Source organism: Pseudomonas svalbardensis (assembly GCF_030053115.1).
GTDB classification, from domain to species: Bacteria; Pseudomonadota; Gammaproteobacteria; order Pseudomonadales; family Pseudomonadaceae; genus Aquipseudomonas; species Aquipseudomonas svalbardensis.
Map to the genome: position 1 here is coordinate 3,735,415 of NZ_CP125619.1, position 26,395 is coordinate 3,761,809.

Annotated in this window: 24 protein-coding genes and 2 pseudogenes; 13 read left to right on the top strand and 13 right to left on the bottom strand. The window is 60.9% G+C overall.

Annotated elements, in window-relative coordinates:
• Positions 1–55 precede the first annotated feature (55 nt).
• Positions 56–1,636 (top strand): aldehyde dehydrogenase (NADP(+)), encoded by a 1,581-nt coding sequence (locus QFX16_RS17145; RefSeq protein WP_283180627.1) that lies wholly within the window; start codon positions 56–58, stop codon positions 1,634–1,636.
• Positions 1,637–1,766: 130 nt separating this feature from the next.
• Here the strand turns inward: QFX16_RS17145 and QFX16_RS17150 are convergent, their stop codons facing one another.
• On the bottom strand, positions 1,767–2,774 hold the full coding sequence (locus QFX16_RS17150; RefSeq protein ID WP_283184588.1) for an Ldh family oxidoreductase: 1,008 nt from the start codon (positions 2,772–2,774) through the stop codon (positions 1,767–1,769).
• 155 nt (positions 2,775–2,929) lie between these two features.
• On the opposite strand from QFX16_RS17150, the pseudogene QFX16_RS17155 reads away from it, so the two are divergent.
• The 3 genes and pseudogenes from QFX16_RS17155 to QFX16_RS17165 form a co-directional block, all read left to right on the top strand.
• A pseudogene (locus QFX16_RS17155) lies at positions 2,930–3,217 on the top strand (Ohr family peroxiredoxin); the annotation flags it as partial.
• A gap of 106 nt (positions 3,218–3,323) precedes the next feature.
• The gene (locus tag QFX16_RS17160) at positions 3,324–3,764 is read left to right on the top strand and encodes an Ohr family peroxiredoxin (protein ID WP_283180628.1); all 441 of its coding nucleotides are present in this window, start codon (positions 3,324–3,326) and stop codon (positions 3,762–3,764) included.
• A gap of 132 nt (positions 3,765–3,896) precedes the next feature.
• The gene (locus tag QFX16_RS17165) at positions 3,897–4,358 is read left to right on the top strand and encodes a MarR family winged helix-turn-helix transcriptional regulator (RefSeq protein WP_283180629.1); all 462 of its coding nucleotides are present in this window, start codon (positions 3,897–3,899) and stop codon (positions 4,356–4,358) included.
• 35 nt (positions 4,359–4,393) lie between these two features.
• Here QFX16_RS17165 and ptrR read toward each other — a convergent pair whose 3' ends face one another.
• The gene (ptrR, locus tag QFX16_RS17170) at positions 4,394–5,278 is read right to left on the bottom strand and encodes a putrescine utilization regulator PtrR (protein WP_046046804.1); all 885 of its coding nucleotides are present in this window, start codon (positions 5,276–5,278) and stop codon (positions 4,394–4,396) included.
• 100 nt (positions 5,279–5,378) lie between these two features.
• On the opposite strand from ptrR, the gene QFX16_RS17175 reads away from it, so the two are divergent.
• Complete coding sequence (locus QFX16_RS17175) at positions 5,379–6,770, top strand: aldehyde dehydrogenase family protein (protein ID WP_283180630.1); 1,392 nt, start codon at positions 5,379–5,381, stop codon at positions 6,768–6,770.
• A gap of 45 nt (positions 6,771–6,815) precedes the next feature.
• Here the strand turns inward: QFX16_RS17175 and QFX16_RS17180 are convergent, their stop codons facing one another.
• Complete coding sequence (locus QFX16_RS17180; protein ID WP_283180631.1) at positions 6,816–7,187, bottom strand: nuclear transport factor 2 family protein; 372 nt, start codon at positions 7,185–7,187, stop codon at positions 6,816–6,818.
• Between the two features lie 147 nt (positions 7,188–7,334).
• Between QFX16_RS17180 and QFX16_RS17185 the strand changes: the two genes are divergently transcribed.
• Entirely contained in the window at positions 7,335–8,015 is a 681-nt protein-coding gene (locus QFX16_RS17185; RefSeq protein ID WP_283180632.1) for a glutathione S-transferase family protein, read from the top strand.
• 18 nt (positions 8,016–8,033) lie between these two features.
• Here the strand turns inward: QFX16_RS17185 and QFX16_RS17190 are convergent, their stop codons facing one another.
• Positions 8,034–8,978 (bottom strand): aldo/keto reductase, encoded by a 945-nt coding sequence (locus QFX16_RS17190; protein ID WP_283180633.1) that lies wholly within the window; start codon positions 8,976–8,978, stop codon positions 8,034–8,036.
• A complete protein-coding gene (locus QFX16_RS17195) occupies positions 8,965–10,251 on the bottom strand; it encodes an NTP/NDP exchange transporter (protein WP_283180634.1) in 1,287 nt (428 codons plus the stop codon). Before QFX16_RS17195 ends, QFX16_RS17190 begins: the two co-directional genes overlap by 14 nt.
• A gap of 85 nt (positions 10,252–10,336) precedes the next feature.
• Here QFX16_RS17195 and QFX16_RS17200 point away from each other — a divergent pair, with 85 nt between their 5' ends.
• Positions 10,337–11,125 (top strand): alpha/beta hydrolase, encoded by a 789-nt coding sequence (locus tag QFX16_RS17200; RefSeq protein WP_283180635.1) that lies wholly within the window; start codon positions 10,337–10,339, stop codon positions 11,123–11,125.
• A gap of 2 nt (positions 11,126–11,127) precedes the next feature.
• Here QFX16_RS17200 and QFX16_RS17205 read toward each other — a convergent pair.
• The 4 genes and pseudogenes from QFX16_RS17205 to QFX16_RS17220 form a co-directional block, all read right to left on the bottom strand.
• Positions 11,128–11,190 (bottom strand): annotated as a pseudogene (locus QFX16_RS17205) (SMR family transporter); the annotation flags it as partial.
• A 1-nt stretch (position 11,191) separates the two neighbouring features.
• Positions 11,192–12,463, bottom strand: a complete 1,272-nt coding sequence (locus QFX16_RS17210; RefSeq protein ID WP_283180636.1) for an epoxide hydrolase family protein — start codon at positions 12,461–12,463, stop codon at positions 11,192–11,194.
• A 174-nt stretch (positions 12,464–12,637) separates the two neighbouring features.
• Positions 12,638–13,054 carry an organic hydroperoxide resistance protein gene (locus tag QFX16_RS17215; protein WP_283180637.1) on the bottom strand — a complete coding sequence of 139 codons (417 nt, stop codon included), beginning with the start codon at positions 13,052–13,054 and terminating at the stop codon, positions 12,638–12,640.
• A gap of 158 nt (positions 13,055–13,212) precedes the next feature.
• On the bottom strand, positions 13,213–14,544 hold the full coding sequence (locus QFX16_RS17220; RefSeq protein WP_283180638.1) for an aminotransferase-like domain-containing protein: 1,332 nt from the start codon (positions 14,542–14,544) through the stop codon (positions 13,213–13,215).
• An 83-nt stretch (positions 14,545–14,627) separates the two neighbouring features.
• Between QFX16_RS17220 and QFX16_RS17225 the strand changes: the two genes are divergently transcribed.
• Positions 14,628–15,518: a DMT family transporter gene (locus tag QFX16_RS17225; RefSeq protein ID WP_283180639.1), complete on the top strand. Its 891-nt coding sequence runs from the start codon at positions 14,628–14,630 to the stop codon at positions 15,516–15,518.
• Here QFX16_RS17225 and QFX16_RS17230 read toward each other — a convergent pair.
• A complete protein-coding gene (locus QFX16_RS17230; protein WP_283180640.1) occupies positions 15,466–15,873 on the bottom strand; it encodes a hypothetical protein in 408 nt (135 codons plus the stop codon). The two genes, QFX16_RS17225 and QFX16_RS17230, sit on opposite strands and share 53 nt — an antisense overlap.
• A 173-nt stretch (positions 15,874–16,046) precedes the next feature.
• Here QFX16_RS17230 and QFX16_RS17235 point away from each other — a divergent pair, with 173 nt between their 5' ends.
• Positions 16,047–16,907, top strand: coding sequence for a CAP domain-containing protein (locus QFX16_RS17235; protein WP_283180641.1), 861 nt, complete (start codon positions 16,047–16,049; stop codon positions 16,905–16,907).
• 16 nt (positions 16,908–16,923) lie between these two features.
• Here the strand turns inward: QFX16_RS17235 and QFX16_RS17240 are convergent, their stop codons facing one another.
• From QFX16_RS17240 to QFX16_RS17250, 3 genes are all read right to left on the bottom strand, one after another.
• On the bottom strand, positions 16,924–17,553 hold the full coding sequence (locus QFX16_RS17240) for a Vgb family protein (protein ID WP_283180642.1): 630 nt from the start codon (positions 17,551–17,553) through the stop codon (positions 16,924–16,926).
• 36 nt (positions 17,554–17,589) lie between these two features.
• Positions 17,590–18,810 (bottom strand): helix-turn-helix domain-containing protein, encoded by a 1,221-nt coding sequence (locus QFX16_RS17245; protein ID WP_283180643.1) that lies wholly within the window; start codon positions 18,808–18,810, stop codon positions 17,590–17,592.
• Positions 18,811–18,939: 129 nt separating this feature from the next.
• Positions 18,940–19,446: a GNAT family N-acetyltransferase gene (locus QFX16_RS17250; protein ID WP_283180644.1), complete on the bottom strand. Its 507-nt coding sequence runs from the start codon at positions 19,444–19,446 to the stop codon at positions 18,940–18,942.
• Between the two features lie 314 nt (positions 19,447–19,760).
• Here QFX16_RS17250 and QFX16_RS17255 point away from each other — a divergent pair, with 314 nt between their 5' ends.
• The 4 genes from QFX16_RS17255 to katG all read left to right on the top strand — a co-directional run bounded on the left by QFX16_RS17255 (position 19,761) and on the right by katG (position 26,374).
• Complete coding sequence (locus QFX16_RS17255) at positions 19,761–21,059, top strand: sialidase family protein (RefSeq protein ID WP_283180645.1); 1,299 nt, start codon at positions 19,761–19,763, stop codon at positions 21,057–21,059.
• The gene (locus QFX16_RS17260; RefSeq protein WP_283180646.1) at positions 21,056–21,670 is read left to right on the top strand and encodes a hypothetical protein; all 615 of its coding nucleotides are present in this window, start codon (positions 21,056–21,058) and stop codon (positions 21,668–21,670) included. Before QFX16_RS17255 ends, QFX16_RS17260 begins: the two co-directional genes overlap by 4 nt.
• A 32-nt stretch (positions 21,671–21,702) precedes the next feature.
• A complete protein-coding gene (locus QFX16_RS17265; RefSeq protein WP_283180647.1) occupies positions 21,703–23,739 on the top strand; it encodes an LTA synthase family protein in 2,037 nt (678 codons plus the stop codon).
• A gap of 379 nt (positions 23,740–24,118) precedes the next feature.
• Positions 24,119–26,374 carry a catalase/peroxidase HPI gene (gene katG, locus QFX16_RS17270; RefSeq protein ID WP_283180648.1) on the top strand — a complete coding sequence of 752 codons (2,256 nt, stop codon included), beginning with the start codon at positions 24,119–24,121 and terminating at the stop codon, positions 26,372–26,374.
• Positions 26,375–26,395: the final 21 nt, after the last annotated feature.

Genomic DNA, 26,395 nt, shown 5'->3' on the forward strand with positions numbered 1-26,395 from the left:
GAATATTTGTGTCCGGCGCGCCTTTCCCTTTGCCCTTTTCCGACAGGAGTTTTTCATGCCCCACATCATCGGCCACAACTACATCGGCGGTGCGCGCAGTGCCGCCGGCAACATCACCGTGCAAAGCCATGATGCGAGTACCGGTGAAGCGCTGCCCTACTCGTTCATGCAAGCCACCATTCAGGAAGTCGACGCCGCCGCCCAAGCCGCGGCTACCGCCTACCCCGCTTTCCGCAACTTGCCGGCGAGCCGCCGCGCAGAGTTTCTAGAGGCCATCGCCGCGCAACTGGATGCGCTGGACGATGAGTTCATTGCCCTGGTAACCCGCGAGACCGCGCTGCCGACCGGGCGTATTCAGGGTGAGCGCGGCCGTACCAGCGGCCAGATGCGCCTATTCGCTCAAGTCCTGCGCCGTGGCGATTTCTATGGCGCGCGCATCGACCGGGCCTTGCCCGACCGTCAGCCACTGCCACGTGTGGATTTGCGCCAGTACCGAATCGGCGTCGGCCCGGTCGCGGTGTTTGGCGCGAGCAATTTCCCGCTGGCGTTCTCCACCGCCGGTGGCGACACCGCGGCCGCCCTGGCCGCCGGTTGCCCGGTGGTGTTCAAGGCCCACAGCGGGCATATGGCGACTGCCGAACTCGTGGCCGATGCGATCATTCGCGCCGCCGAGCAAACCAGCATGCCCAAAGGCGTGTTCAACATGATCTACGGCGCGGGTGTCGGCGAAGCGCTGGTCAAGCATCCGGCGATCCAGGCGGTGGGTTTTACCGGCTCGCTCAAGGGCGGTCGCGCCCTCTGCGACATGGCCGCCGCACGGCCTCAGCCGATTCCGGTGTTCGCCGAAATGAGCAGCATCAATCCGGTGCTGGTACTGCCCGAAGCCCTGCAACTGCGCGGCGAGAAAATCGCCAGCGAACTCGCCGCGTCAGTGGTGCTCGGCTGCGGCCAGTTCTGCACCAACCCCGGATTGGTGATTGGTATTCGCTCCCCTGAATTCAGCACATTTGTTGAATCGCTCAGCGCGGCAATGGCCGACCAGCCGGGGCAAACCATGCTCAACGCTGGCACGTTAACCAGCTACACCAAGGGCGTGCAGGCGCTGCGCGCGCATCCGCACATCAGCCACCTGGCCGGCCGCGAACAACAGGGCAAGCAGGCCCAGCCGCAGCTGTTCAAGGCCGACGTCAGCCTGCTGCTCAATGGCGATCCTCTGTTACAGGAAGAAGTTTTCGGGCCGACCACGGTACTGGTAGAAGTGGCCGACAAGGCCGAACTGCAACGGGCATTGCAGAGTTTGCACGGTCAACTCACGGCCACCCTGATTGCCGAAGCCGGTGACCTGCAAACCCATGACGAACTGCTGCCGCTGCTCGAACAGAAGGTCGGCCGGGTGCTGTTCAACGGCTACCCGACCGGTGTCGAAGTCTGCGATGCGATGGTGCATGGCGGCCCCTACCCGGCCACCTCCGATGCCCGTGGCACCTCGGTCGGCAGCCTGGCTATCGAGCGTTTCCTGCGTCCGGTGTGTTACCAGAACTGCCCGGATGCGCTCCTGCCCGAGGCGCTGAAAAACGCCAATCCGCTGGGCATCGCCCGTCTGGTCGATGGCAACAGCCACCGCGAACCGCTGTAAAACCACTCTAATGTGCAGCGAAACCCTGTGGGAGCGAGCTTGCTCGCGATAGCGGTGCAACATTCGACAGAAATGCTGAATGTTATGGCCCCATCGCGAGCAAGCTCGCTCCCACAGGTCCGGCTTTCACTCATCCCAGCAGTGCCTTCAAGTCGTTGTACAAGGCTTCGGGAATCTGCACGCCCTCCACCAAACTGCGTGCTCGCGCCTCGTAACGCCGTTGCGACGGCAAGCGCGCACCCTGCCCTTGTATGCTCTGGAACATGACTTCGGCACGGGCCAGGTGCTGCTCGGTAGCCTCGCCGAGGAAGCGCCGCGGATCGAGGGCGATGATCAGCTCGCCGTGGTACGGCGACGACTTGCTGCCCGCGTCGTACGCCAGCGATTCGGCACTGGTCAGGTCACCAATCAACGGCCCCGCGATCAACTCCACCATGGCGGCCAGCGCCGAGCCCTTGTGCCCGCCGAATGTCAGCATCGCGCCGGCATCGAGTACCACGCTCGCATCGGTGCTCGGCTGCCCGTCAGCATCGACGCCCCAACCTTCGGGAATCGCTTGGCCGGCACGTCGATGCAACTCGATCTCGCCACGGGCAATCGCACTGGTGGCGAAGTCGAACACAAACGGATCGTTGCCCGAACGCGGCCAGCCAAACGCAATGGGATTGGTGCCAAACACCGGTTGACTGCCTCCCGCCGGCGCGACCCAGGCATGGCTGGGATTACACGCCAGCGCCACCAGGCCGGCAGCGGTCAGTTGCTCGATCTCGACCCACAGGGCGGAAAAATGCACACAGCGATTGATCGCTAAAGCCGCAATCCCGTTTTCCCGGGTTTTCTCCTCCAGTAATGGCAGACCCGCCTGAAACGCCAACTGGGAGAAACCACCCGCCGCATCGACCCGCACGATCGAAGGGGCCTGGTCGATCACCCGTGGCTCGGCATCGGCTACCACCTTGCCGGCCCTGAGCGAATTTACGCATCCCAAAACCCGGTACAGACCGTGGGAGGCGCAGCCATCGCGCTCGCCGGCAATCACCGTGGCGGCCACCGCCTGAGCGTGGGCAAGGTTGAAACCGTTGTGCAGCAAGATCGATTCGGCCAGCTCGCGAGCTTCGGCCAGGGACAGTCGTTTCATCATCAACTCCTTGGACAGACCGCCCAGACTGGCCCATTCCAGACGCCATGGCTTGATCGCTTTAGGCCCGGTCGACGACGAATTCGGCATATCCCGGCAGCCCGACCATTCGTCGGCTGGACGTCACACCACCCCTTGACACCGATTGCCTGACCGCCGAGCAACTGTTCGCCGGTGCATGGTCGGCCTGCTAAATCACCGCCATCGAGCACGTAGCCAAAGCGAAGAACGTGGTGCTGCCGTCCGATGTGTCCGTCGACATCGAGGTCGATCTGGGTCAGACCGGTCCGGCCTACTTCCTTCAGGCTCGACTGACCCTGCGCGTACCGGGTTTGTCCCACGACATCACGACGACACTGGCGCACACCGCCGATCAAATCTGCCCGTACTCGAAAGCGACGCGGGGTAACATTGACGTGGCCCTGAACGTCCTCACGGCTTGACGCACCGCGCGGCGTTGCTATCGATCGGCATGGTCGATACGCCATATATATCGCATGCGCCTTAAGCGCATGCGAACAACAAACCCAAAACGTTGAGGACTCATCCATGAACAAGATCGAAAAAGTCCTGGCCACAGGCAAAACCCACACGACGTTCAGCGACGGTGACAACTCTTCCCGCGGCCTCGCCATCCAGCTCTCGTCGCCTGGAAACCCTAGACTGGCACACGAGTTCGCCGCCATCGTGCCGCACCCAACAGCAGAGCAGTTTTTCGCCGGCGCATGGTCAGCCTGCTACACCGCTGCCGTCGAGCTGGCGGCGAAAAATATGAAGGTGACGCTGCCGCCCAATCTGGCCGTTGATATTGAGGTCGATCTGGGCCAGACCGGTCCGGCCTACTTCCTCCAGGCCCGGTTGAGTCTTCGCGTGCCAGGCTTGACGCAAAACGTCGCGACGGAGCTGGCGCACGCCGCAGACCAAATCTGCCCGTACTCGAAGGCAACGCGCGGCAATATCGACGTGGTCATCAACGCCCTGACAGCGTGATGCGCCGTACGACCGGTTCGACTTTCGTCGTCGAACCGGTCGCCACCGTCAGTTAGAGTCGTTCCGACACAATCGCATACGAGGTATATTTCGCTTTTTGCGAGCCATCCGTCTTTGGCCACGAGGATGCACATGAAATCCACCGACAACGTCGCCCCCGACAACCTGAAGCTCTCCGAATTCCTGTGTTTTGCGGTCTATTCCACCAACCTGGCCTTTGGCAAGGCTTACAAGCCGATACTCGAGCAGCTTGGGCTGACCTATACGCAATACATCACCATCGTCGCGCTCTGGGAGGAAGACAATCAGACCGTGGGCAGCCTGGGCGAGAAGCTGTTTCTTGAATCGAACACCCTGACCCCGATCCTGAAGAAGCTGGAAGCGATGGGCTTTTTGCAAAGGCAACGCGATCCCGAGGACGAGCGCCAGGTGCGGATCTGCCTGACAAAGAACGGTCGACAGCTGCGCGAAAGCCAACCGGAAATGGGCCTCGCCGACGCGACGGGCCTGACGCTCGACGAGTTCACGACCCTGCAGAAGGCGATCGTGAAGCTGCGCAACAATCTCATCAAGTCGACGAAAGCCGGGGAATGAGCCGGCATACCGATCTGGATATTTTCGTGTGCGAACTAGCGCACCGCCTCATCCCGCACCACCCCGCGCTCCTCCAGCAAGCGCACAAACATGGTCAGACTTTGCGACACCGTCCCGCGGCGCCACACCAGCCAGGTGCGCAAATAGCGAAACGATTCCGATAACGGCCAGACGCTCACGGTGGTGCATCCGGGCATGCTGTTGAGCATGCTGCGGGGCATCAGCGCCAGGCCTGCACCGGCGCTGACGCACGCCAGCATGCCGTGATAGGACTCCATTTCGAAAATCTTGCCGGGCACCGCAGCGTCCTTGGCGAACCAGCTTTCGAAGTGGTGGCGGTAAGAGCAATTGGAGCGGAAGGCATAGATGTTTTCGCCATTAACATCCCGCGCACGATGAATGGGGGAATGGTTGAGTGGCGCGATCACCACCATCTCCTCCTCAAACGCCGGCACGCCTTCCAGTGCCGGGTGCAGCACCGGTCCATCGACAAACGCTGCCGCCAATCGGCCAGACAACACCCCGTCGATCATGGTCCCCGAAGGTCCGGTGGACAGGTCCAGCTCGACCTTGGCGTGCTTCTGGTTATACGCGGCCAGCAGCTCAGGGATACGCACCGCCGCGGTGCTCTCCAGTGACCCCAGCGGAAACGATCCCTGAGGTTCTTCACCCGCTACGGTGGCGCGAGCCTCCTGAACCAGGTCGAGGATGCGCCGGGCATAGTCGAGAAAACTCCAGCCCGCCGGCGACAGGCGCAGGCGGCTCTTCTCGCGGATAAACAGATCCACGCCCAGATCCAGCTCCAGTTGCTTGATCCGCGTCGTCAGGTTCGACGGCACCCGGTGGATGTGCTGAGCCGCTGCGCTGATGCTGCCGTGTTCGGCGACGGCTTTGAAAATTTCCAGCTGAACCAGATCCAAGTCATTCTCCAAACGTGAACGATATGCTCAGTATTATTCAGTTTCCAGAAAACAAACGCCACCGTAACCTGAGCGCATCCCCACCTCGCAGGACGGTGCCATGACTCAAGTTTCCAGCCTCACCCATGCCATTTCGATCAACCCCGCCAACGGCGAGCAGATCGGCCACTACCCTTTTGAATCCGCATCGGCACTGGATGCCGCCCTTTCCCGTGCCGCTGCCGGGTTTCGCGTCTGGCGCAGCCAACCGGTTGATCAACGCTCGCAGTTGCTGATCGCCCTGGCGCAGGCATTGCGCGACAACGCCGCCGCGATGGCGAACATGATCACCCTGGAAATGGGCAAGCCGATCACTCAGGCGCGTGGCGAAATTGAAAAGTGTGCGCTGCTCTGTGAGTGGTACGCCGTGCACGGCCCCGCGATGCTGAGCGCTGAGCCGACGCTGGTTGAAGGAGGAAAAGCGCGCATTGAGTATCGCCCGCTCGGCCCGATTCTCGCGGTAATGCCGTGGAACTTCCCGATCTGGCAGGTCCTGCGCGGCGCCGTTCCAGCGTTGATCGCCGGCAACACCTACGTGCTCAAACATGCGCCCAACGTGATGGGCAGCGCCTATCTGTTGCGGGAGGCCTTCAAGCAAGCCGACTTCCCTGAAGGCGTGTTCGAGGTCATCAATGTCATGCCGGACGGCGTCTCCACCGCGATCGCCGATCCACGCATAGCGGCAGTGACCCTCACCGGCAGCGTGCGAGCCGGCATCGCCATCGGCGCTCAAGCCGGTGCGGCGTTGAAGAAGTGTGTACTGGAACTGGGCGGCTCCGATCCGTTTATCGTGCTCAACGATGCCGACCTCGACGAAGCGGTCAAAGCCTCAGTGATTGGCCGTTATCAGAACACCGGGCAAGTTTGCGCGGCGGCCAAACGCTTGATCGTCGAGCAAGGCATCGTCGAGGAATTCACGCGCAAGTTCGTCGAAGCCACGCAAAAACTGGTGGTCGGCGATCCACTGGCCGCCGACACCTACATCGGGCCGATGGCTCGCTTTGATCTGCGTGATGAACTGGATCAACAGGTGCGCGACACCCTGGAAGAAGGCGCGACGCTGTTGATGGGCGGCAAGAAGGCTGAAGGCCCCGGCAACTTTTACGAGCCTACGGTCTTCGGTGATGTCACCGACCAGATGACCTCGTTCAAACAGGAACTGTTTGGCCCGGTGGCCTCGATCATCACGGCGCGCGATGCGGCGCATGCATTGGCACTGGCGAATGACAGTGAGTTCGGCCTCGCCTCCACCATTTACACACGTAACGTCGAGCTTGCCGAGCAGATGGCCGGTGAACTGGAAACCGGTGGCGTGTTTATCAATGGCTATTGCGCCTCCGACCCACGTGTCACCTTCGGCGGCGTGAAGAAAAGCGGGTTTGGTCGTGAACTCTCGCATTTCGGTGTACGCGAGTTCTGCAATGCCCAGACGGTGTGGCTGGATCGGCGCTGATTGCATAACGATGCCCGGGAGCCTTTTGGCTCCCGGGCTCAGGCGCTATTCATTCAGGTAATACAGCTTGTTCACAATCATCCAGCGGTAATTGATGTTCAGTAGCGACAGATAATCGGTAAATCGCATGCCGAGATAATCATCAGTGACTTTTACCGCAGCGGCATCGCCCGTGACATCGATGCTGAGCACTTCCCAAAACGGTTTGACCTCTTTGGCTGCCGGCCCCTCGGCCTTGATCGCGCTGATAAATTCCTCCAGAGATGCCCATTCCAGCGTTCCTTCGTAATGGCCAATGATGCGGCAAGAAGGATGAAAGGCCTGTCGCAGCAAGGCTTCATCAGCGAACACCATGCCTTCTACATAATTTCGGACCACCACGTTGATGTGTTCTTTAGCCAGCAGTTGAGTCGTCATGTCATACCTCCAGCGTTCTCACCATCGCACCGCCGGATCAGGTTGTTCGATCATCCATCCCACCCTGAAAGTCTAGCACCGCGCGCTTAACCGTCCCGGACGGCGACTATGATGATGGGGGTCACCTGCCTTTCGAGGAGCTGAGAAATGTCGCTGACTCTTTACTACCATCCGCTGTCGTCGTTCTGCCACAAAGTGCTCATCGCGCTCTACGAAAACACTGTCGAATTCGAAAAGCGGATCATCGATCTCGCCAATGATGCAGACAGAGCAGAGCTGCAAGCGCTGTGGCCGCTCGGCAAGTTCCCGGTCATCCGCGATCACGCTCACCAGCGCAACGTGGCGGAGACCACGATCATCATCGAGTACCTGGACCGATTTTATCCGGGGGAACATCCACTCGTTCCCAACGATTGGGACACCGCGCTTGAGGTCCGTCTGTGGGACCGTGTCTGCGACCACTATCTCCAGGCGCCGCTACAACAGATTGTGTTTGATCGCCTGCGCGACGCTCACGGCGATTTGACCAGAGAACGTTCCACACTGCAGACGACGTACGGCATGCTCGACCGCCAGATGGCCTCCAGAATCTGGCTCGCCAGTGCAGATTTCAGCCTGGCCGATTGCGCCGCGGCCCCGGCCCTGTTTTATGCCAGCACGCTTGAGCCGTTCCCCGACGACTACGGTCACTTGAAAGCCTATTTCGACAGGCTGATGAGCAGACCGTCCGTCCAGCGGGTCATTGACGAAGCCAGGCCCTGGTTTTCGTTTTATCCATTTGAAGAGGCCATCCCGGAGCGATTTCGCCAGACGCCGGACAACACCTGACTGGCCTCGAAAGTTCGCTTACCCCACCACGTCAATCAACTGCTCACGCTGCGCTCCCGTCAGCATCGGACCGAAACCTGCACCGGCGTTTTCCGCCATGTAACGCGGGTTGCCGGTGCCGGGGATCACGCAAGTCACCGCCGAATGCGTCAGCAGGAACTTGAGCGCCAGTTGCGGCCAACTGTTGATCCCCACTTGCGCGGCCCACCCTGGTAGCGGCTTGCCCCTCAAGCGGGCGAGCAAATCACCGCCGCCGAATGGCCGATTGCAGATCACCGCCACGCCCCGTTCGCGACACAGCGGCAGGATGCGTTTCTCGACGCCGCGATCGTCCAGGGCATAGTTGATCTGCAAAAAATCCAACGGCTCGGCCTTGAGCACCGCCTCCACCTCGTCATACGCCGACGCCGTGTAATGGGTGATGCCGATGTAACGAATGCGCCCTTCTTCCTTCCATTTGCGCAGCGTGGGCAAATGGGTTTGCCAGTCCAGCAGGTTGTGGATCTGCATCAGGTCGATCTGGTCGGTCTGCAACAGTTTGAAGGACTGTTCCATCTGCGCGATGCCTTCTTCGCGGCCACGAGTCCACACCTTGGTGGCCAGAAACGCCGGCGAGCGCGGTTCATGAATCGACAGCAGTTCACCGGTCGTCTGTTCGGCGCGACCGTACATCGGCGAACTGTCGATCACCTTCCCGCCCTTCTCGAACAACGCGCGCAGCACAGCAGGCAGCTGCTTGTAGGCTGGACTTGAAGGCTCGACATCAAAACCGCGATACGTGCCCAGCCCAACGATCGGTAGTAGTTCGGCGCTGGATGGAATGGCCCGGGTCAGCATGTTCTTGCCTCCTGTTTCGGTCGACGGCGTGGATGCTGCAAAAGCCGGATCGAAGGTGAAAACCGCCGAAGCACCGGCAGCCAGCGTGAGTATTTTTCGACGCGTGTACCCATCAGTGTGGCTCATGGAATTGTCCTTCCACATTTTTGCTGTCAGCCCTTTGCACCTGCTGCCTGGCCAGCCACAGGCACAACCCGCCCCACAGCCCGGCAAACGGCACGATCACCAGCGCCACCAGCCCGAAACCCGCTCCCAGCGCCGTCAACCCCGCGGACAACCAGCCACTGGCGGCATCTCCGCCGCGATACACCAGGGTCTCGATCACATTCTTGGCCTTGTACTTTTCTTCTCGGCTGACCACGGTCCACAGCACTTCTCGCGCCGGACGCACGATGGCGAACTCGACCGCACGGCGCAGCCCCTGCGCCAGCGCGACGGTCGCCGGCACGGGCGACAGGGCCATGGCGGCGAACGCCACGATCGTCGCCAGCGGCAAGGCTGCCAGCGCCCCGCCGATACCAATCAAACGGATCAGCGGCGCCGTCAACACCAACTGAAAGACCAAGGTCAGCGCCGACACGAACAAATCGACGACGGCGAAGAATTGTGTCCGGCTGGCCACATCAGCATAGCTACCGGCGACAATTCGTCCCTGTTCGAAATACAACAAGGTCGCGGCACTGGTGTGCAACAGCATGAACAACACCAGTCCGAGCAGATAAGGCGAGCGCAGAATCAGGGTGATGCCGGCGAGCATGCTGCCGCCCATGCGCCGATCATCCAGCGACCGACGGCCGGATTGCGATTCCGTACGGGACAGCAACGCCCGATAGCAGCGCACCGCAACTTCCAGCAGCACCGCCGCGGCGATGGTCAACGCCACCGGGCCAAACCGGGTGGCCATGGTCGCGGCCAGCAACGGCCCGATGAACGTGCCCAGCGTTCCACCGGCTGCGACGAAGCCGAACAGCCGCCGCCCTTGTTCGCTGGAAAACCGGTCCACCAGCACGCTCCAGAAAATGGAGACGATGAACAGGTTGTAGATGCTGATCCAGACGAAAAACACGCGCCCGACGGCCACCGGTGCAACGTGATTGGCGATCAACACGCCAAACACCAGCATCGACACGGCGATCACGCGATAGATCAACGGCACGAAACGGGTGGCCGGCAGCCGCGACACCAGCGCACCAAACAGCGGCACCATCAACAACATCACCACGAAGGTGGCCGTGAACAGCCACTGCAACTTGTCGGCGCCGCCTTCAAGGCCCAAGGCATCGCGCAGCGGTCGGACCAGGTAATAGCTGGCCAGCACGCAGAAATGGAAGGCGAAACCCAGCCTCAGCGCCGCTCTTTCCGACGGCAGGACGTTGAGCCATTTAACAGCGATGGGCATGGCTGCCCTCCCGGTGCGTCGCGCTATCGGTCTACTACACTCTGACAGCGATCACGCGATAGCCGTCTTCAGGCCAGAGCCGTCAATGCCGCCCACTAAAGTTAGCCGAATGCCACGAATCCTGGTGTCAATCGTCGTCATCGTCGCCGTTGTGTATCTGGCGCTGTGCGCTGCGCTGTTCGTGTTTCAGCGCGCCCTCATCTACTTCCCGCAACCCCGCGCTGTCGGCACCTCGGCAACGCTGCTCACACTGTCCGTCGACGACGCACAGGTGTTGGTGTCCGTCAGGCCGCGCGAGGGGGCCAATGCGCTGATCTATTTCGGTGGAAATGCCGAGGACGTCTCCCGGAGCCTACCTTCGTTTTCCGAAGCCTTTGCCGGTCACGCCGTCTACTTGCTGCACTACAGAGGCTACGGTGGCAGTTCCGGATCGCCCTCCGAGGAGATGATCTCGCGTGACGCCACGACCTTGTTTGACCTGGTCTACGCCACCCATCCACACATTACGGTGGTTGGTCGCAGCCTGGGCTCGGGCGTCGCCGTACGCCTCGCCAGCCAACGCCCGGCGGCGCGTCTGGTGCTGATCACGCCCTACAACAGTGTTGAAGAACTCGCCGCCCGGCAGTTCCCCATTTTCCCGGTGAAGTGGTTGCTCAAGGACACCTTTGAATCCTGGAAGTACGCCGCCCATATCACGGTGCCGACGCTGTTGATCGCGGCTGAGCACGACGAAGTGATACCGCGTTCCAGCACCGAGCGGCTCTTCACGCATTTCGCCAACGGGGTGGCATCGCTGAAGGTCATACCGGGTACGGGGCACAACTCGATATCCGAGAGTCCCGAGTACCTCAAGGTGTTGGGCGATGGTTTGTGAGTGGCGGTGCCCGCCGCGCCGATACCGGTCCAGACCGCGTAGGCCGTCCCCACGGGCAGTGTTCGACTAGCGCAGCGATCGGAACGCCGTGCGAAGTTCCTCGGTAAAAAGCTGCGGCTGTTCCCAGGCCGCGAAGTGGCCGCCCTTTTCGGCCTGGTGGAAGTAGATCAGGTTGCTATAAGCGCGCCGGGCCCATGTTTCTGGCGGGCAGTAGACATCCTCTGGAAACACGGTGACGGCCACCGGCAGCGAAATATCGGTGGTCTTCTGTGCCGCCGAAGAAAGAGGGCTTCGCCCCATGTTCTCCCAATAGAGCCTCGCTGCCGAAGCGGCGCTATTCGTCAGCCAGTAGAGGGTGATGTCGTCCAGCACTTCATCCTTCGTCGGCGACTGTTGGGGGTCGGCGCCGTATGTCCACCGGGCAAAACCAGGATGTACGAGCATGAGCGCGGCGAGGAATGCCGGTGAATCCGTCGCGCCGTAACCGATCATCTGCGGTCGCGCGGCCATCATTGTGCTGTACGCCAGGTTCCCCTGTTTGACGAGCGTGGCGACGGCGTCATAGGTCGCACGCTCCTCTTCGGAAAATCCCGTCGGCGCCGGTCCGCCGACAGCGAGCGCCGCGCTCGCTTCCGCCGGTATCGTGGCGGGCAGGTTAAGGTGAATACCGCGCAACCCGGCCGGCGCCTGGCGTGCCATCGCGCTGGTAATGGGGGCGCCCCAGTCGCCACCTTGGGCGACGTAGTGGGTGTATTCGAGGCGCTGCATCAGCTGCACCCAGACCCGCGCGATGTGGTCCGGATCCCAACCGATGCCACTCGGCTTGCCGGAGAAGCCGTAGCCAGGAATGGACGGAATCACCACATCGAATGCATCTGCCGCATTGCCCCCGTGCGCGGGCGGATCGGTGAGCGGACCGACGACTTTGATGAACTCGAACACGGAGCCTGGCCAACCGTGGGTCATGATCATCGGCAAAGCGTTCGGGTGGGGGGAACGCACCCAGATAAAGTGGATATCGACTCCGTCGAGGGTGGTCACGTACTGGGCCAGAGTATTGAGCTGCGCCTCGGCCTTGCGCCAGTCGTAGTCCGTGCCCCAGTAGCGAACTAGCGCCTGCAGTTGTGCCAGCTGTGCGCCCTGTGATTGATCGGAAACCGTCTCTTTGTCCGGCCAGCGGGTCGCCGCGATACGGTTGCGCAGATCGGCGAGTTCCTTGTCTGCCACATTGACGTGGAAGGGTTGAATGGCCTGGGGATCGGCGGCGGGAGCGGCACTGGCGAGAGCCGAGACGCAAAGCGCGAGGATAGCGATAGCAACCGCGAAAAGGTGCTTCATCTTCATTACCTCAGTTGAGGGTCACGATGAGTGATGAGTTTGCGCTTATCGGACACCGAAGACGCTTTACCAGCCGGTCAGAGAAGACACAGGGCACGTGAGTCATCTCGCAAGGGCGAAACGTTTGAGTTTCACCCTTGCGATGCCTTGCCCAAATTGCGTAACAGGTCCGGCTCAGACCAGGTTGATTTCGACGTTGATGTTGCCCCGCGTGGCTTTGGAATACGGACACAGCTTGTGCCCTTCATCCACCAGCGCCCGGGCCGTTTCGCGGTCCATTCCCGGCAGGCTGATGTTGAGGCGAGCCTGCAGGAGGTAACCCCCTGAGTTGGTGCCCAGGTCAACTTCGGCGTCAATGGCCAGATCAGGCGGGAGCGTGACCTTCATTTTGCCGGCAGCGACCTGCATCGCACCGATGAAGCAGGCTGACCACCCGGTGGCGAACAACTGCTCCGGATTGGTGCCGTCACCCTTGGTGCCAGGTGACGAAAGCTTGACTTCGAGTCGTCCATCATCGCTGCGTGATGCGCCGTCCCGTCCACCTGTGGTGTGGACTTTGGCGGTGTACAGTACTTTTTCGATCTGGGTCATGATGATCTCCTGATTGAAAATGCTGGATGAAAAAGATTGCCCTCCGTGAGCGTATCGACCAGTCCTTCTTGCTTGATGGATTCGCCACGCGTCAGGGCGCTTGCATCACTTGCAGCGGACTGGACCTTTCAATATAGATGGCGGTGGGCGACTTCGGGCTATGAATAAGCACCAATCACCCACTTCACTTTTTCAAGCGCCTCCCGCAGTGCGCCCATCTCCGCTGACCCCAGCGCCAAGCGGATCGCATGCGGTACATGGGCAGAAGTGGCAAAAGGCTCAGCGGTTGAAACCGCCACTTTTTCACGCAGCAGCGCCGCAGCGATCTGGTCGGCCCTTGCATCTTCAGACAAAGGCAGCCAAAGAAAATAGGACGACGGGTGGCGAATACACGGAAGGCCTGCCAGCACTTCTGCGGCCATGGTTTGCCTGGCCTGCGCATCCCGACGTTTTTCAGCTTCCAGTTGCATGACGGTGCCATCGTCGAGCCACGTGCTCGCGATCGCCGTCAGCACGCCGGGGGTATTCCAGGTGGTCGCCCTGATCGTTCGCTCCAGCGCTGGCACTTTTTCGGCCGGGGCTGCGACGAAACCTACGCGCAATCCGGTAGCCACACTCTTGGAGAGCCCTGAAACGTAAACGGTCCGCTCGGGTGCGAGTTGCGCTATCGGTGCCGGCGGGCTCTCGGCAAGGAAGGCATACGCGGCATCCTCGATGATGAGCAAGTCATGCCTGCGCGCAATCGTCACCAGCGACTCGCGCTGATCGCCACTCATCACCCATCCCAGCGGATTGTGCAGCGTTGGCATCGTGTACACCGCCCGCACGCGTCGACTCCGGCACAGACGGGTTAGCGCCTCCACATCAGGTCCCTGTCCGGTCACGGGAATGGGCACGATTTCAAGGTGCAAGGCTTCGGCCAGTACGATGAATCCGGAATAGGTCAGCGCATCCGCTGCAATCACATCACCGGGTTGCAGCAGCGCCATCATCGTCACGGCCAGCCCATGCTGGGCACCACTGACCATTAACACTTGCTCGGCATCCACCGTCAGCCCTCGGGCGAGCAAATGGCGCGCCACCGAGGCGCGCTCATGCAGGCGCCCGGCGTGTGGCTGGTAGCGCAACAGGGATTCCAGATCACCGCCCGAGGCGAGCTGGCGCAGTGCATTTCGCAAGAGTTCTGCCTGCCCGGGCAGCGAGGGATAGTTGAAATTGAGGTCGGTCATTCCCACGGCAACATTTTTCTGATCAATACCCAAGCCAGGCGGCAACGACGTCTCCCGCACGAACGTGCCTCGCCCCGTCTCGCCACTGACCAGGCCCATGGCTTCGAGCTCTGCATAGACCCGACTGGCGGTGACCAGCGCCAGCCCTTCTGTCGCCGCGAGTTGACGATGCGTCGGCAATCGCGTGCCTGGCAACAATCGGCCTGACCGGATGTCAGCCGCCAAAGCATCCACTAATGACTTGTACCGTGAGCGAGGCATACCGAGATGTATCCATGACATTTTTTTGATTGTATTGATCGTCGATCATACGATGGAACTCTGCAAATTGAGAGTGCCCTCAGATGGAACGGACCCTGCAAAACCCAACGACGGAAAAGACCGCGAGCGGATGGCTCAACGGATTCATCGGCGTGCTGATTTTCAGCGGCTCGCTGCCGGCCACACGGCTGGCCGTGCTGGAATTCGATCCGGTGTTCCTGACCGTTGCCCGAGCGGCGATTGCCGGGCTCCTGGCGCTTTGCATGCTGGTGCTGTTTAAAGAACAACGTCCCGCCAAGCGTCAGCTTTTTCCTTTGGCTATCGTGGCAATGGGCGTCGTAGTAGGGTTTCCACTGCTGACGGCGCTGGCGCTTCAGTACGTGACGTCGGCGCATTCCATCGTCTTCGTTGGCCTGTTGCCGCTCGCCACTGCGGTGTTCGGCGTGTTGCGCGGCGGGGAGCGTCCCCGGCCGGTGTTCTGGTTCTTCTCGGTGCTGGGCAGCGCGTTGGTCGTGGGGTTTGCGGTCTCTCAGGGCCTGACCGCTTCGCCGACCGGCGACATCCTCATGCTGCTGGCCATCCTCGCCTGCGGGCTGGGTTATGCAGAAGGCGCAAAGCTTTCAAGAACACTGGGTGGCTGGCAGGTGATCTCTTGGGCATTGCTGCTGTCGCTGCCCGTCATGGTCCCGCTGACCTGGTTCATGGCCCCGGCTTCGTTCTCGGGAATCACCCCATCCGCGTGGCTCAGCCTGGCTTACGTATCGGTCTTCAGCATGCTGATCGGCTTCGTATTCTGGTACCGCGGGCTGGCCCAAGGGGGGATTGCCGCCGTCGGCCAGCTGCAACTGCTACAGCCGTTTTTTGGTTTGGCGCTGGCGGCCACGCTGCTTCACGAGCACGTCAGCATCGGCATGCTGGGGGTTACCGTCGCGGTGATCCTTTGCGTGGCCGGGGCGAGAAAGTTTTCGAAGTGAGCGGGCGCAACAAGCGTTGCTGCCAGTTTCCGCCATTGGCGCGCTGACACTCCTCTTCAGAATCGAACTGCACATGGGCCGATACCGGGCTGACGGGAACGTCCGCTTCGCTTAACGCCATTGCAGTCAACTCGACCATGCGCTCGCCCTGCCCACTGGCCAGCGCCTGATCCTTGTTGGCCTGCGTATCGAAGACCCAGATGACCCTCAGACTGGAGGGAAACAGGTCGTAATCGATCTCGTGGGTCAGCCAGCAGAACCCGACGATGTCCACTTTGGCCGTCTCACACGCCTCGGTCAGGGTGGCAATCAGGCGACGCTCGATGTGCGCCTGATCGCGTTTGCTTAACGGCATGGTTGGGTCCTTGTGACGGGTAAAAAGAAGCCATCATACGACACCTCCATGTCCTCTTTGGCGGACGCACTGCGCCCAGCGCAAATATGTCTCTTGCCCCCGTGAACCTTGTGTTGAAGCCCCAGTCATAGCCGAGCCGTGAATTCCACTTGCCCGCTCAGAGCTATTCATCCATGCGCCAAACCCTCCTGTCCGTTCGCGTTGCCTCGCTCTGTTTCATTCCTCTGTTTTCCCTGTTCGCCAACCCCGCCCACGCCGGTGCCGAAAGGCAGTTGGTGGAAGCCATCAACGACTACCGCGCTCACCCCGATCGCTGCTTGGGACGCGCCGGCCGAGCGTTATCGCCATTGGCGTTGAAGTCGAACCTGGCCTTGCCGATCGGCTATGGCGGCGGTTTGCGCGATCGATTGAAAGCGTCCGGCTATCAGGCGGTGACGGTGCGCACCATTCGCGTGGTCGGTGCGCAGGATGCCGATGAGGCCTTCGACATGCTCCAGAGTGATTACTGCGGGGCATTGCTCGATACCCAATTTGCCGACATTGGCGTCAGTCGTGCCCGGAGTGAGTGGCAGGTGGTGCTGGCGCAACCCGTGCTGGACAATCGTGTGGGTGATTCGCGAGCCGTCAGCAAAGCGTTGCTGGCACAGGTCAATGCGGCACGCTCAAAGCCGCGCCTCTGCGGTCGTCAGCGCTTCGCCGCCGCACGGTCATTGGCCTGGAACGCAGCCCTGGGCGCTGCGGCGCAAGGGCACAGCAAAGCGATGGCCTACGGCAACTACTTCGCCCACCAGGACCCCGACGGTGACATGCCCGCGGACCGGGCCAGAGCGGCTGGTTTCCGTGGCCGGCAGATCGGCGAGAACATCGCTGCCGGCCAGGGTTCACCGAGCAAGGCAATGTCGGGCTGGCTGGCCAGCCCGGGGCATTGCGCCAACCTGATGAACCCGATGTATACCCAAATGGGCGCAGCCTATGCGGCGGACGCGCGTAGCGATGAAGGCGTTTATTGGACGATGTTGTTTGGCGCACCTTGAATGATTGAGCGGCGCCTTATTGAGGGCGCCGCACCGCCCTCACCTTTCCACTGCCACCGCCGCCGCAAAAAAACTGATCGCCACCGTCCGATTCAAGCCCCGACACGCCGACGCCGGCCGGCAGCTTCACGCTCTCCAGCACCTCGCCGGTGGTCGAATCGATATGGCGTAACTCACTCTCGTCTTCTTCCCAGGTGCCATGCCAAAGCTGCCCCTCGACCCAGGTCACCCCGGTGACAAAGCGGTTGGATTCAAGGGTGCGCAGAATCGCGCCGGTCTCGGGATCGATTTGATGAATCTTGCGATCCCGATATTCACCGACCCACAACGTCCCTTCCGCCCACGTCAGCCCTGAGTCACTGCCGCCAGGCGCCGGGATAGTCGCGAGTACACGGCCGGTCTGCGGGTCAATTTTCTGGATGCGATCCTCGGCGATCTGGAACAGGTGCTGGCCGTCGAAGGCGGTGCCGGCATGGGCGGCGACATCGATTGAACGCACTGTCTTGCCGCTCGCAGGGTCCAGGGCGTTGAGTTTGTCGCCGGTGGCAAACCACACGTGCTGGCCGTCCCAGGTGACGCCATGCACCTTGTCGACACCGGCAAAGGGTCCATATTCACGGAGGATTTGGGCTGCTGACTGTTTCATGTTGGCATTCCTCGTTACGGGTGGGTGGCGTTCATCCTAGTCACTCGGCAGTGGCACCGGGAGTAACAAGGTCGTCGCGAAACCCGGCACCGGCGGGGTCATCCAGCGACGTGCCCGACCGCGACCGAACGACTGCACCTTGCCCGCGCGGGCCAGTTCATCGAGCGCTCGTTGCACCGTGCGCTGGCTGGCACCGAGGGCCAGCGCCAGGGCCGAGCTCGACCACGACTCACCGTCGACGAGGAAAGCGAACACCTGCGCGTGCTTCTCTTCGGCGTGTTGCGCCAGCACCACAACGTCAGAGGCAACCAGCGCCACCAGCGCAAAACCCCGTTGGGTTGCAGTCACGCCGGCCAAGGGTTTAAGCATCGCACGCAGTCGCCCGATTTCGACTCTCAATCGTGCGCGAAGGGACTCATCGGCGTGCTTCAAACGAAAGGCCTGGGTAATCAGCGTTTCCCTCGACACGTCGGCCGGCCACGCTTCGGCCAGTGCCCGTGCGAGGGCGAACAAGACCGGGCGTGTGGCGAGGGAAACCGACATGCCGGCACCACGCACGACGTAGCGACAGGCGTCCACGACCAGCGACGTGGACGCGAGCAACGCTTCAACCTCATCCAGCAACAGAGGCCGTTCTTCGCCATGGGCAATCAAACGCGCGACGGGCGTGTTCAGGACAAGGGCAGCGTTTTCCACCTCGGCCGTCAGCGCAGGAATATCGGCGTCGCGCGCGGCGTGCTCGGCCCTCGTGAGTGCAGACCGCGCCTTGTTCGTCTCGAGTCGCCGCATCGCGATCCCCGCCACGACCAGTTCGTGGGCGGCGCGCAATGCCGGCGGCAATGGCGCGGGGTCAAGCTCGGCGAGCAGCACGTCGGCCTCGTCGAGATGCCCGATCAGCAGCAAACGCCGGATCTGCAGATACCGCGCATGAGCGGCGTTCACTCGATCGCCGTGTGCCTCAAGCGTCACCCGCGCAGCCTCGAGTGCCTTCACCGGCCAGCCCAACTCCCGGGAGGCCAGCGCGATCTCGGCCTCGGCGACCACGCACCGCGCCCGAGCCAATGCCTCCTTCGGACCGAAGGCCCGCGCCGCCCTCTGCACCAGCGCCTTGGCTCGCACCAGGTCGCCCAGTTGCGCCATCGCAATCCCGCGCAACGCCAGCGCCGGCGCATCGTCGCGCAACGCGACCCGGTTCAGCGCGCCGAGCGGATCACCCGCAGCCAGCGCCTGCGCTGCGGCCGTGATCAGCGAGTCCATCGCAATCCCGCCACCGTTGTCACTCCCACCGTCGGATGTTCGCTGTTGAGTCTAATTCACGATCCTCCACCAGGCTTCCCCAGAAGCGCTCGTAACTCTTGTTTCGCAGCACGACAGGACAAGCTTTATCTATGCGCATGGGATTTCCACGCTTTTGGCTTCGGTGAGCAACCGCATGTTTATCAGCGCCACACGACGCCCATCCGGCGCCAACCGCTCCTCAACCCCATACGGCACAAACCCGAGCTGCGGATACAGAAGCAGCCCTGCCGTATTCTCGTTGAAGCACGACAGCTGCACCTCGCGTGCCCGATGACGTTCAAACGCCAGCCTCACCATCGTCTGCACCAAAAACTTCGCGATCCCTTTCCCCCGAGCCTTGGGCGACACGATCACGTTGCCTATCGCGCAAACGCCATCGCGCTCAAACCTGTAAAAGTTAGCAAAGCCCATCACAGAACCGTCCGCCTCAACCACCGTTGAGTCGGAACGTTGAGCAATCGAAGCCTGCAGTTGATCCTCCGTCAGCGGGTACTGAGCCTTCGGGAACATAAAAAACAGCTCTTGGGGATTTTGAGGAAAGTCGCAAATCGTCAGGACATCTTCAGCGCTGACGGGGCGGTGGGTCAGGTGCATGGCTTGGATCCATCCAAGTGTCGGGGTGACAGATTACTTTTTGCAGGGGATGGATAGAAGCTTCCATTTCAGGTTCGCCACGGCTCCGGTCCGACTTTTGCGACCAACGGCGGGGATGGTCGATCAGTCCCGTGGTGCCGAAGCGAAAACCGTCTAATCCGATGGTTTCAGCCCATCAATCAGACTTGGATCGTCGACTGCGCAGCACGCCACAAATAATTGCTTACAAAATAGAAAATCATTAAACCCGATCGTGTACTACCGAGTGTTAGTTTGAGCGCTTTATCGGGCCATGAGATGCCAAAGTCTTAATTATGCGCATCAAACTTCCCAGCGTTCCTGCCTTCGGTGCATACCTTGCACTCTCTTGCCTTTTTGCGGCTGCATGGTTCGTCAATCCTGCCAATACGCATTCCTCCTTTGCCCTGGTAAATCCAGTAATGGCAGTGGCCGGCCAAGTGGCCAAGCCCATCTATACCAGCCGTTTCGCCTCCTCCGGGCTGGTGGATTTCGTGCATTCCTCGGCGGTGACCGCCTTGCCCGACGGTAGCTTGATGACGGTCTGGTTCGCTGGCTCCCGCGAAGGCGCGGCCGATGTGCAGGTGCGCTCTGCCCGTTTCGACCCGAAAACCGGCGAGTGGGGTGCAGAAAAAGTATTGGCGACTCGGGATTCGACCCAACAGGGCACCCGAAAATACATTCGCAAGCTGGGCAATCCGGTGGTTGCCCTCGCGCCGGATAATCGCGTGTGGCTGTTCTACGTGTCCGTGTCCATGGGTGGCTGGGCCGGCAGCGCGGTCAATGTGATGGTTTCAGACGACTTCGGTGAACATTGGTCCGCTCCGCGCCAGCTGATTACTTCACCCTTTCTGAACATCAGCACCCTGGTCCGGTCGGCACCGGTGTTTCATGCCGACGGCTCCATCGGTTTGCCGGTCTACCACGAGTTTCTGGGCAAGTTTGCCGAGTACCTCTACTTGAGCGCAGACGGCGATGTGATCGACAAATTCCGCATCAGCTACGGCAAAAACTCATTGCAACCCACGGTGGTTCCACTGGACGGCCAGCGCGGCATCGCCTTGCTGCGCTATGCCGGCAACACCCACCACCGCGTGCTGGCGACCCGCACCGAAGACGCCGGTCAAACCTGGAGCGAACCTTATCCGCTCGATCCTTCGAATCCGAACTCATCGTTGGCCGCCGTCGCGACGCCCGAACATGGGTTGCTGGTGGCGCTCAACGACCTGCAGGAGGGGCGTTTCAAGCTGAGTCTGTATGGGACCGACGCAGAAATGGACGATTGGCGCTCGTTGCGGGACCTGGACAAGTCACCTGATCCCGAAGGCGCTCCGTTTTCCCCCGAGGCCTACAAGGAAATCATCGGTAAAGAGTTCCGCGGTTCCAGCGGCGCGCTTCGCCAACCGCTGGAGGCGCAGTTCCTGGACAACCTCGACAACCGTGTCTGTAAAAACCAAGGGTGTGAGTTTGAATATGAATACCCGTACTTCATCCGCAGCCCCGACGGGATGTATCACTTGGTTTATTCCTGGAACAACACCTTCATCAAGCACGTCACCTTTAACGATGCATGGCTTAACGAGCGTCGCAAATGATCAGCCTGTGGCAAGCCCATGTCAGCTTCGCACTGATCATCTTCCTGGTGCTGCCCTCTTTCGGCTTGCACAGGACCTGGCGGATCGCACTGTTGGCCGTATTGCTGGCAGCCAGCTTCATATCGCTGGACGGGTTATCGTTGGCCGCCTATTTGCGCAGCTACATTGATGACCTGGCGATCACCTCCATGGTGTTCATGGCGTGGGGCTGCTTGCGTCGGCTGGACATCCTGCCACCTGCGCGGGGTAAAACCGGCGTACTGATCCTCTTCGCCGCGATGGCCCTGGTGCTGTACCCGGCAACCCTGGGCATGAGTGATCTGGACCCCTATCGGTTTGGCTACAGCCCGCGCCCCATGCTGATTTTCGTCGCTGCGCTGACACTGGGCCTGTTTTACCTGCGCAACGGCCTGGCCGTCGTGATGCTGGCCAGCGCGACCCTGGCCTTCATTGCCGGGATCAAACCTTCGCAAAACTATTGGGATTACCTGGTTGATCCACTGCTGGGTCTGTATTGCTGCATGGCACTGCTGATGCCTGCCGTGCGCTGGACGTATCGCCGGGCAACCAAGCGCCACGGTGCAGTGGGCGATGTGTCCAGTTCCGTTTGAGATTTAACGACTTTATTAACAGGGGAACAGGGATGGGTTGGCTGCACTCGAGACGTTTACATTACTGGCTGGGCGCGACAGCGATTACGTTTGCGCTGTTTGCTGTGCTTCGGGTCATGTTCTTTTTCGGCTATTCCGGTTTCGACGCCAGAGCGCTGATCGACCAAAATGCCGTCATGGAAACGCTGGGGATCGGCTTTCGTTTCGATTTGCGCCTGGCCATCCTGGCGATGTTGCCGTTGGCGTTACTGGCCTGGATTCCTCGCTGGAACCTGATCGGCAGCCGTCTGCTTCGCCGGATCGCCCGCGTGTATCTGGTCGCGGCCCTGAGCGTCCTGCTGCTGATTTACATCATCGATTTTGGTCATTACGCCTACCTGGGCGTGAGGATCAACGCCACCGTGCTGCGCTTTATCGAGGATGCGCAAATATCCCGTGACATGGTCTGGCAGACCTACCCGGTGATCTGGATTTCATTGGGTTGGCTGGCAACGGTCACGCTGGTGACACTGGCCCTGGTGCGTCTCGAACGCGTGACGCTGGACCGCCCCCGCAAAGCCATTCGCCGGATTTCCGCGACATTGGGTGGCGCGTTGATGGTCGTGGTGGTGCTGCTGGGCATTTTAGGTCGTGTCGAAAACATGAACCTTGAGAACCCGGTCCCGTTGCGCTGGAGCGATGCGTTCTTCTCGGGCAATAACCAGGTTGCCGCGCTGGGCCTGAACCCGGTGTTGTTCCTCTACGACACGGTCAAAGTCGGCCAGTCGCGCTATGACGAAACGCAGGTGCGCGAACACTACGCGGTGATGGCCAACTACCTGGGCGTGGACAAGCCCGATCCGCAAACCCTTGATTTCGTCCGTCACCAGGCGCCGCAACCCTACAAAATACCGGGTTCCCGGCCGCCGAACGTGATGTTCGTCATGCTCGAATCGCTGGGCACCAGCGCCGTCGGGGCCTACGGCAACCCGATCAATCCGACGCCGAACATCGATCGCCTGGCCACGCAGAGCTGGTTCTTCGAGCACTTCTATGTGCCCGTGACGGGGACCGCAAAAACCGTATGGGCCAGCATTAGCGGTGTGCCTGACGTCACTCGACAGGAAACCGCGACGCGTAATCCGTTGATCACCAAGCAAAACACACTGATCAACGCCTTCACCGGTTACGACAAGATCTACACCATCGGCGGCAACTCCGGCTGGGCCAACATGAATGCCTTGATTCGGCAAAGCATCGACGGCGTTCGCTTGTTCGAAGAGCGGGACTGGAAGTCCCCGGTGGTGGATGTCTGGGGGATTTCCGATCTGGACCTGTTCAAGGAAACCGACCAGATCCTGCAAGCACTGCCCAAGGACAAACCGTTCTTCGCCTATGTGCAGACGGCCGGGAACCACCGCCCCTTCACGATTCCCAGGACCAATGATGGATTCGAGGTCAAGCACCCTACCCTGGCCGAAGTTCAGGCCGCAGGGTCGCGCAGTGTCGAGCAGTACAACGCCGTGCGCTTGCTGGACTTCAACATTGGTCGCTTGATGGAAATCGCCAAAGCAGGCGGCTGGTACGACAACACCATTTTCGTGCTGTTTGGCGACCACAACACCCGAATCGCGCAGATCCCGTTCCTGGCACCGGCCTACGAGCAACTGGGTCTGGAAAGCAACGCGGTGCCGATGATCATCCACGCACCGGGTTTGCTGGGGACGCGTAAGGTCAAGGAAGCGGTCGGCCTGGTGGACTTGCTGCCCACCGTGGCGGGCATGGCCGGCCTTGAGTTCCGCAACAGCGGCATGGGCCGTGACATTCAGCAGCCCGCGCCCGAGGGTGAACGCGTGGTACCGCTGGTACTGCGTGAGGGAACATTCCCGCTGATTGCCGGCGTGACTCAACACTACATGGTGCAGATGGAGCACGACGGCAGCTCGCCAAGTCTCCATGACCTGGCCTCACCGACGCCGCTGGACAACGTCGCCGAGCAAAACCCTGAAGAGTTCAAGCGCCTGTCGCAACTGACCCGCGCCATGCACGAAACCTCAAGGTTGATGCTGTACCAGAACGTGCGAAAGTAGCGGCTTTCCCGCGTCTATGCTTCAAATAGACGCGGGGCCTCCCCGTGACGCCAGTAAAAGACTCTGCCTATCACGACCCAATACTCCCCCTATTAGCTGACTTCCCAACTGGGGTCTAACCTTATCCGAGCGTCGGCACCATAAGCCGGCCGGTAAAGAGCTGATAAGGAGATAGGAATGGGTCAGAAGCCTGACTAAACCTGCCGTAGGCCACCGTGCAGGCAACTCGATTGCCGCTGTTCAGAATTCCCGTGTGATCAAAACAATCAGTTGATCAAACTGCTGGCCCTGCAGCCTGTGTCATTGGTTTCGCTCGTTGCTGTTTAACGCCCACGCTGGGCCGGATAGCCGGATGAATACGACCAAAGGTAGCTCACACATGGCAAACGAATCGAAATGCCCGTTCCTTAGCGCCGCTGGCGGTGGCACGACAAACCGCGACTGGTGGCCGGACCAACTGAATCTGAAGATCCTCCATCAGCACTCGTCCCTGTCCGATCCCATGGACGAGGACTTCAACTACGCCGAAGCATTCAAAAGCCTGGACTTTGAAGCGGTCAAAAGAGACCTGACTGCGTTGATGACCGATTCCCAGGACTGGTGGCCGGCGGACTTCGGTCACTACGGGCCACTCTTCATTCGCATGGCCTGGCACGCCGCCGGTACGTACCGCACCGGTGACGGTCGTGGTGGCGCCGGTTCCGGCCAGCAACGCTTCGCGCCGCTCAACAGTTGGCCGGACAACGTCAGCCTCGACAAGGCGCGTCGGCTGCTCTGGCCGATCAAGCAAAAATACGGTCGTAAAATTTCCTGGGCGGATCTGATCGTCCTCACCGGCAACGTCGCGCTGGAGTCCATGGGCTTCAAGACCTTCGGCTTTTCCGGCGGTCGTCCGGACGTTTGGGAACCGGATGAGGACGTCTACTGGGGCTCGGAAAACAAGTGGCTGGGCGGCGACACCCGCTACGGCAAAAAAAACGAGCCCATGCAAGAGCCTGGCGAAGGCCCACTCGTTGCCGAGCCGGGGGAAAATGAGGAGAGCCGCACCGACCAGGGACGCAACCTGGAAAACCCGCTCGCCGCCGTGCAAATGGGCCTGATCTATGTGAACCCGGAAGGCCCGGAAGGCAACCCAGACCCGGTCGCGGCCGGGAAGGACATCCGCGAAACCTTCGCGCGCATGGCGATGAATGACGAAGAAACCGTGGCACTGATCGCCGGCGGCCACGCCTTCGGCAAGACCCACGGCGCCGGACCTGCCGACAATGTCGGCGCCGAGCCCGAAGCCGCTGGCCTCGAAGCCCAAGGCTTTGGCTGGAAGAACAGCTTCGGCACCGGTAAAGGCCCGGACACCATCACCAGCGGCCTGGAAGTAACCTGGACCACCACCCCCACCCGGTGGAGCAACAACTATCTGGAAAACCTGTTCGGCTTCGAGTGGGAACTGAGTAAAAGCCCTGCCGGTGCGAACCAGTGGATACCGAAAAACAACGCCGGCGCCGGGATCATTCCGGATGCTCACGACCCGTCCAAACGTCGTAATCCGACCATGCTGACCACCGACCTGTCGCTGCGATTCGACCCGATCTACGAACCGATTTCGCGGCGCTTCCTGGCCAATCCAGACCAGTTGGCCGACGCGTTCGCCCGCGCCTGGTTCAAGCTGATCCACCGCGACATGGGTCCCCTCTCCCGCTACCTCGGCCCGGAAATGCCGAGCGAGGAGCTGATTTGGCAAGATCCGATTCCAGAGGTCGACCATGCCTTGGTCAACGACAGTGACGTCGCCGCACTCAAGAGCAAACTGCTGGCCTCAGGCCTGACCGTCTCGCAGCTTGTATCTACGGCTTGGGCGGCGGCTTCGACCTTCCGCGGCTCCGACAAACGCGGTGGTGCCAACGGTGGGCGTTTGCGTCTGGCGCCGCAGAAGTTCTGGCAGGCCAACCAGCCTGACCAACTGGCGAACGTACTGGCGAAACTCGAAGGTATCCAAAGCGAGTTCAACAGCGGCGGCAAGAAGATCTCGCTGGCAGACCTGATCGTGCTGGCCGGTAACGCCGGCGTCGAACAGGCGGCGAAAAATGCCGGTCAAACCGTGACGGTGCCTTTCTCGCCAGGACGGATGGACGCCTCCCAAGAGCAGACGGACGTGGAGTCTTTCGGCTTCCTCGAACCCATCGCCGATGGCTTCCGCAACTACCTCAAAGGCAGATACAGCGTAGCGGCCGAGCAGCTGTTGATCGACAAGGCGCAACTGCTGACACTTACCGCGCCAGAAATGACCGCGCTCATTGGCGGCATGCGCGTGCTGAACACCAACGTCGGGCAAACCAAACATGGTGTGTTCACCAAGCAGCCGGAGGCGTTGACCAACGACTTCTTCAAAAACCTGCTGGATATGGGCGTGGAATGGAAACCGGTGTCGGAGGCTAATGAGGAGTTTGAAGGGCGCGATCGCAAAACCGGCGAAGTGAAGTGGACAGGTACCCGTGTCGACCTCGTCTTCGGCTCAAATGCGCAGTTGCGAGCGTTGGCTGAAGTCTATGCAACCGCTGATGCGCAGGAGAAGTTCGTTAAAGACTTCGTAGCCGCCTGGGCCAAAGTGATGGACGTGGATCGCTTCGACCTTAAGTAACACGAGCGGTATCGCTGAAAC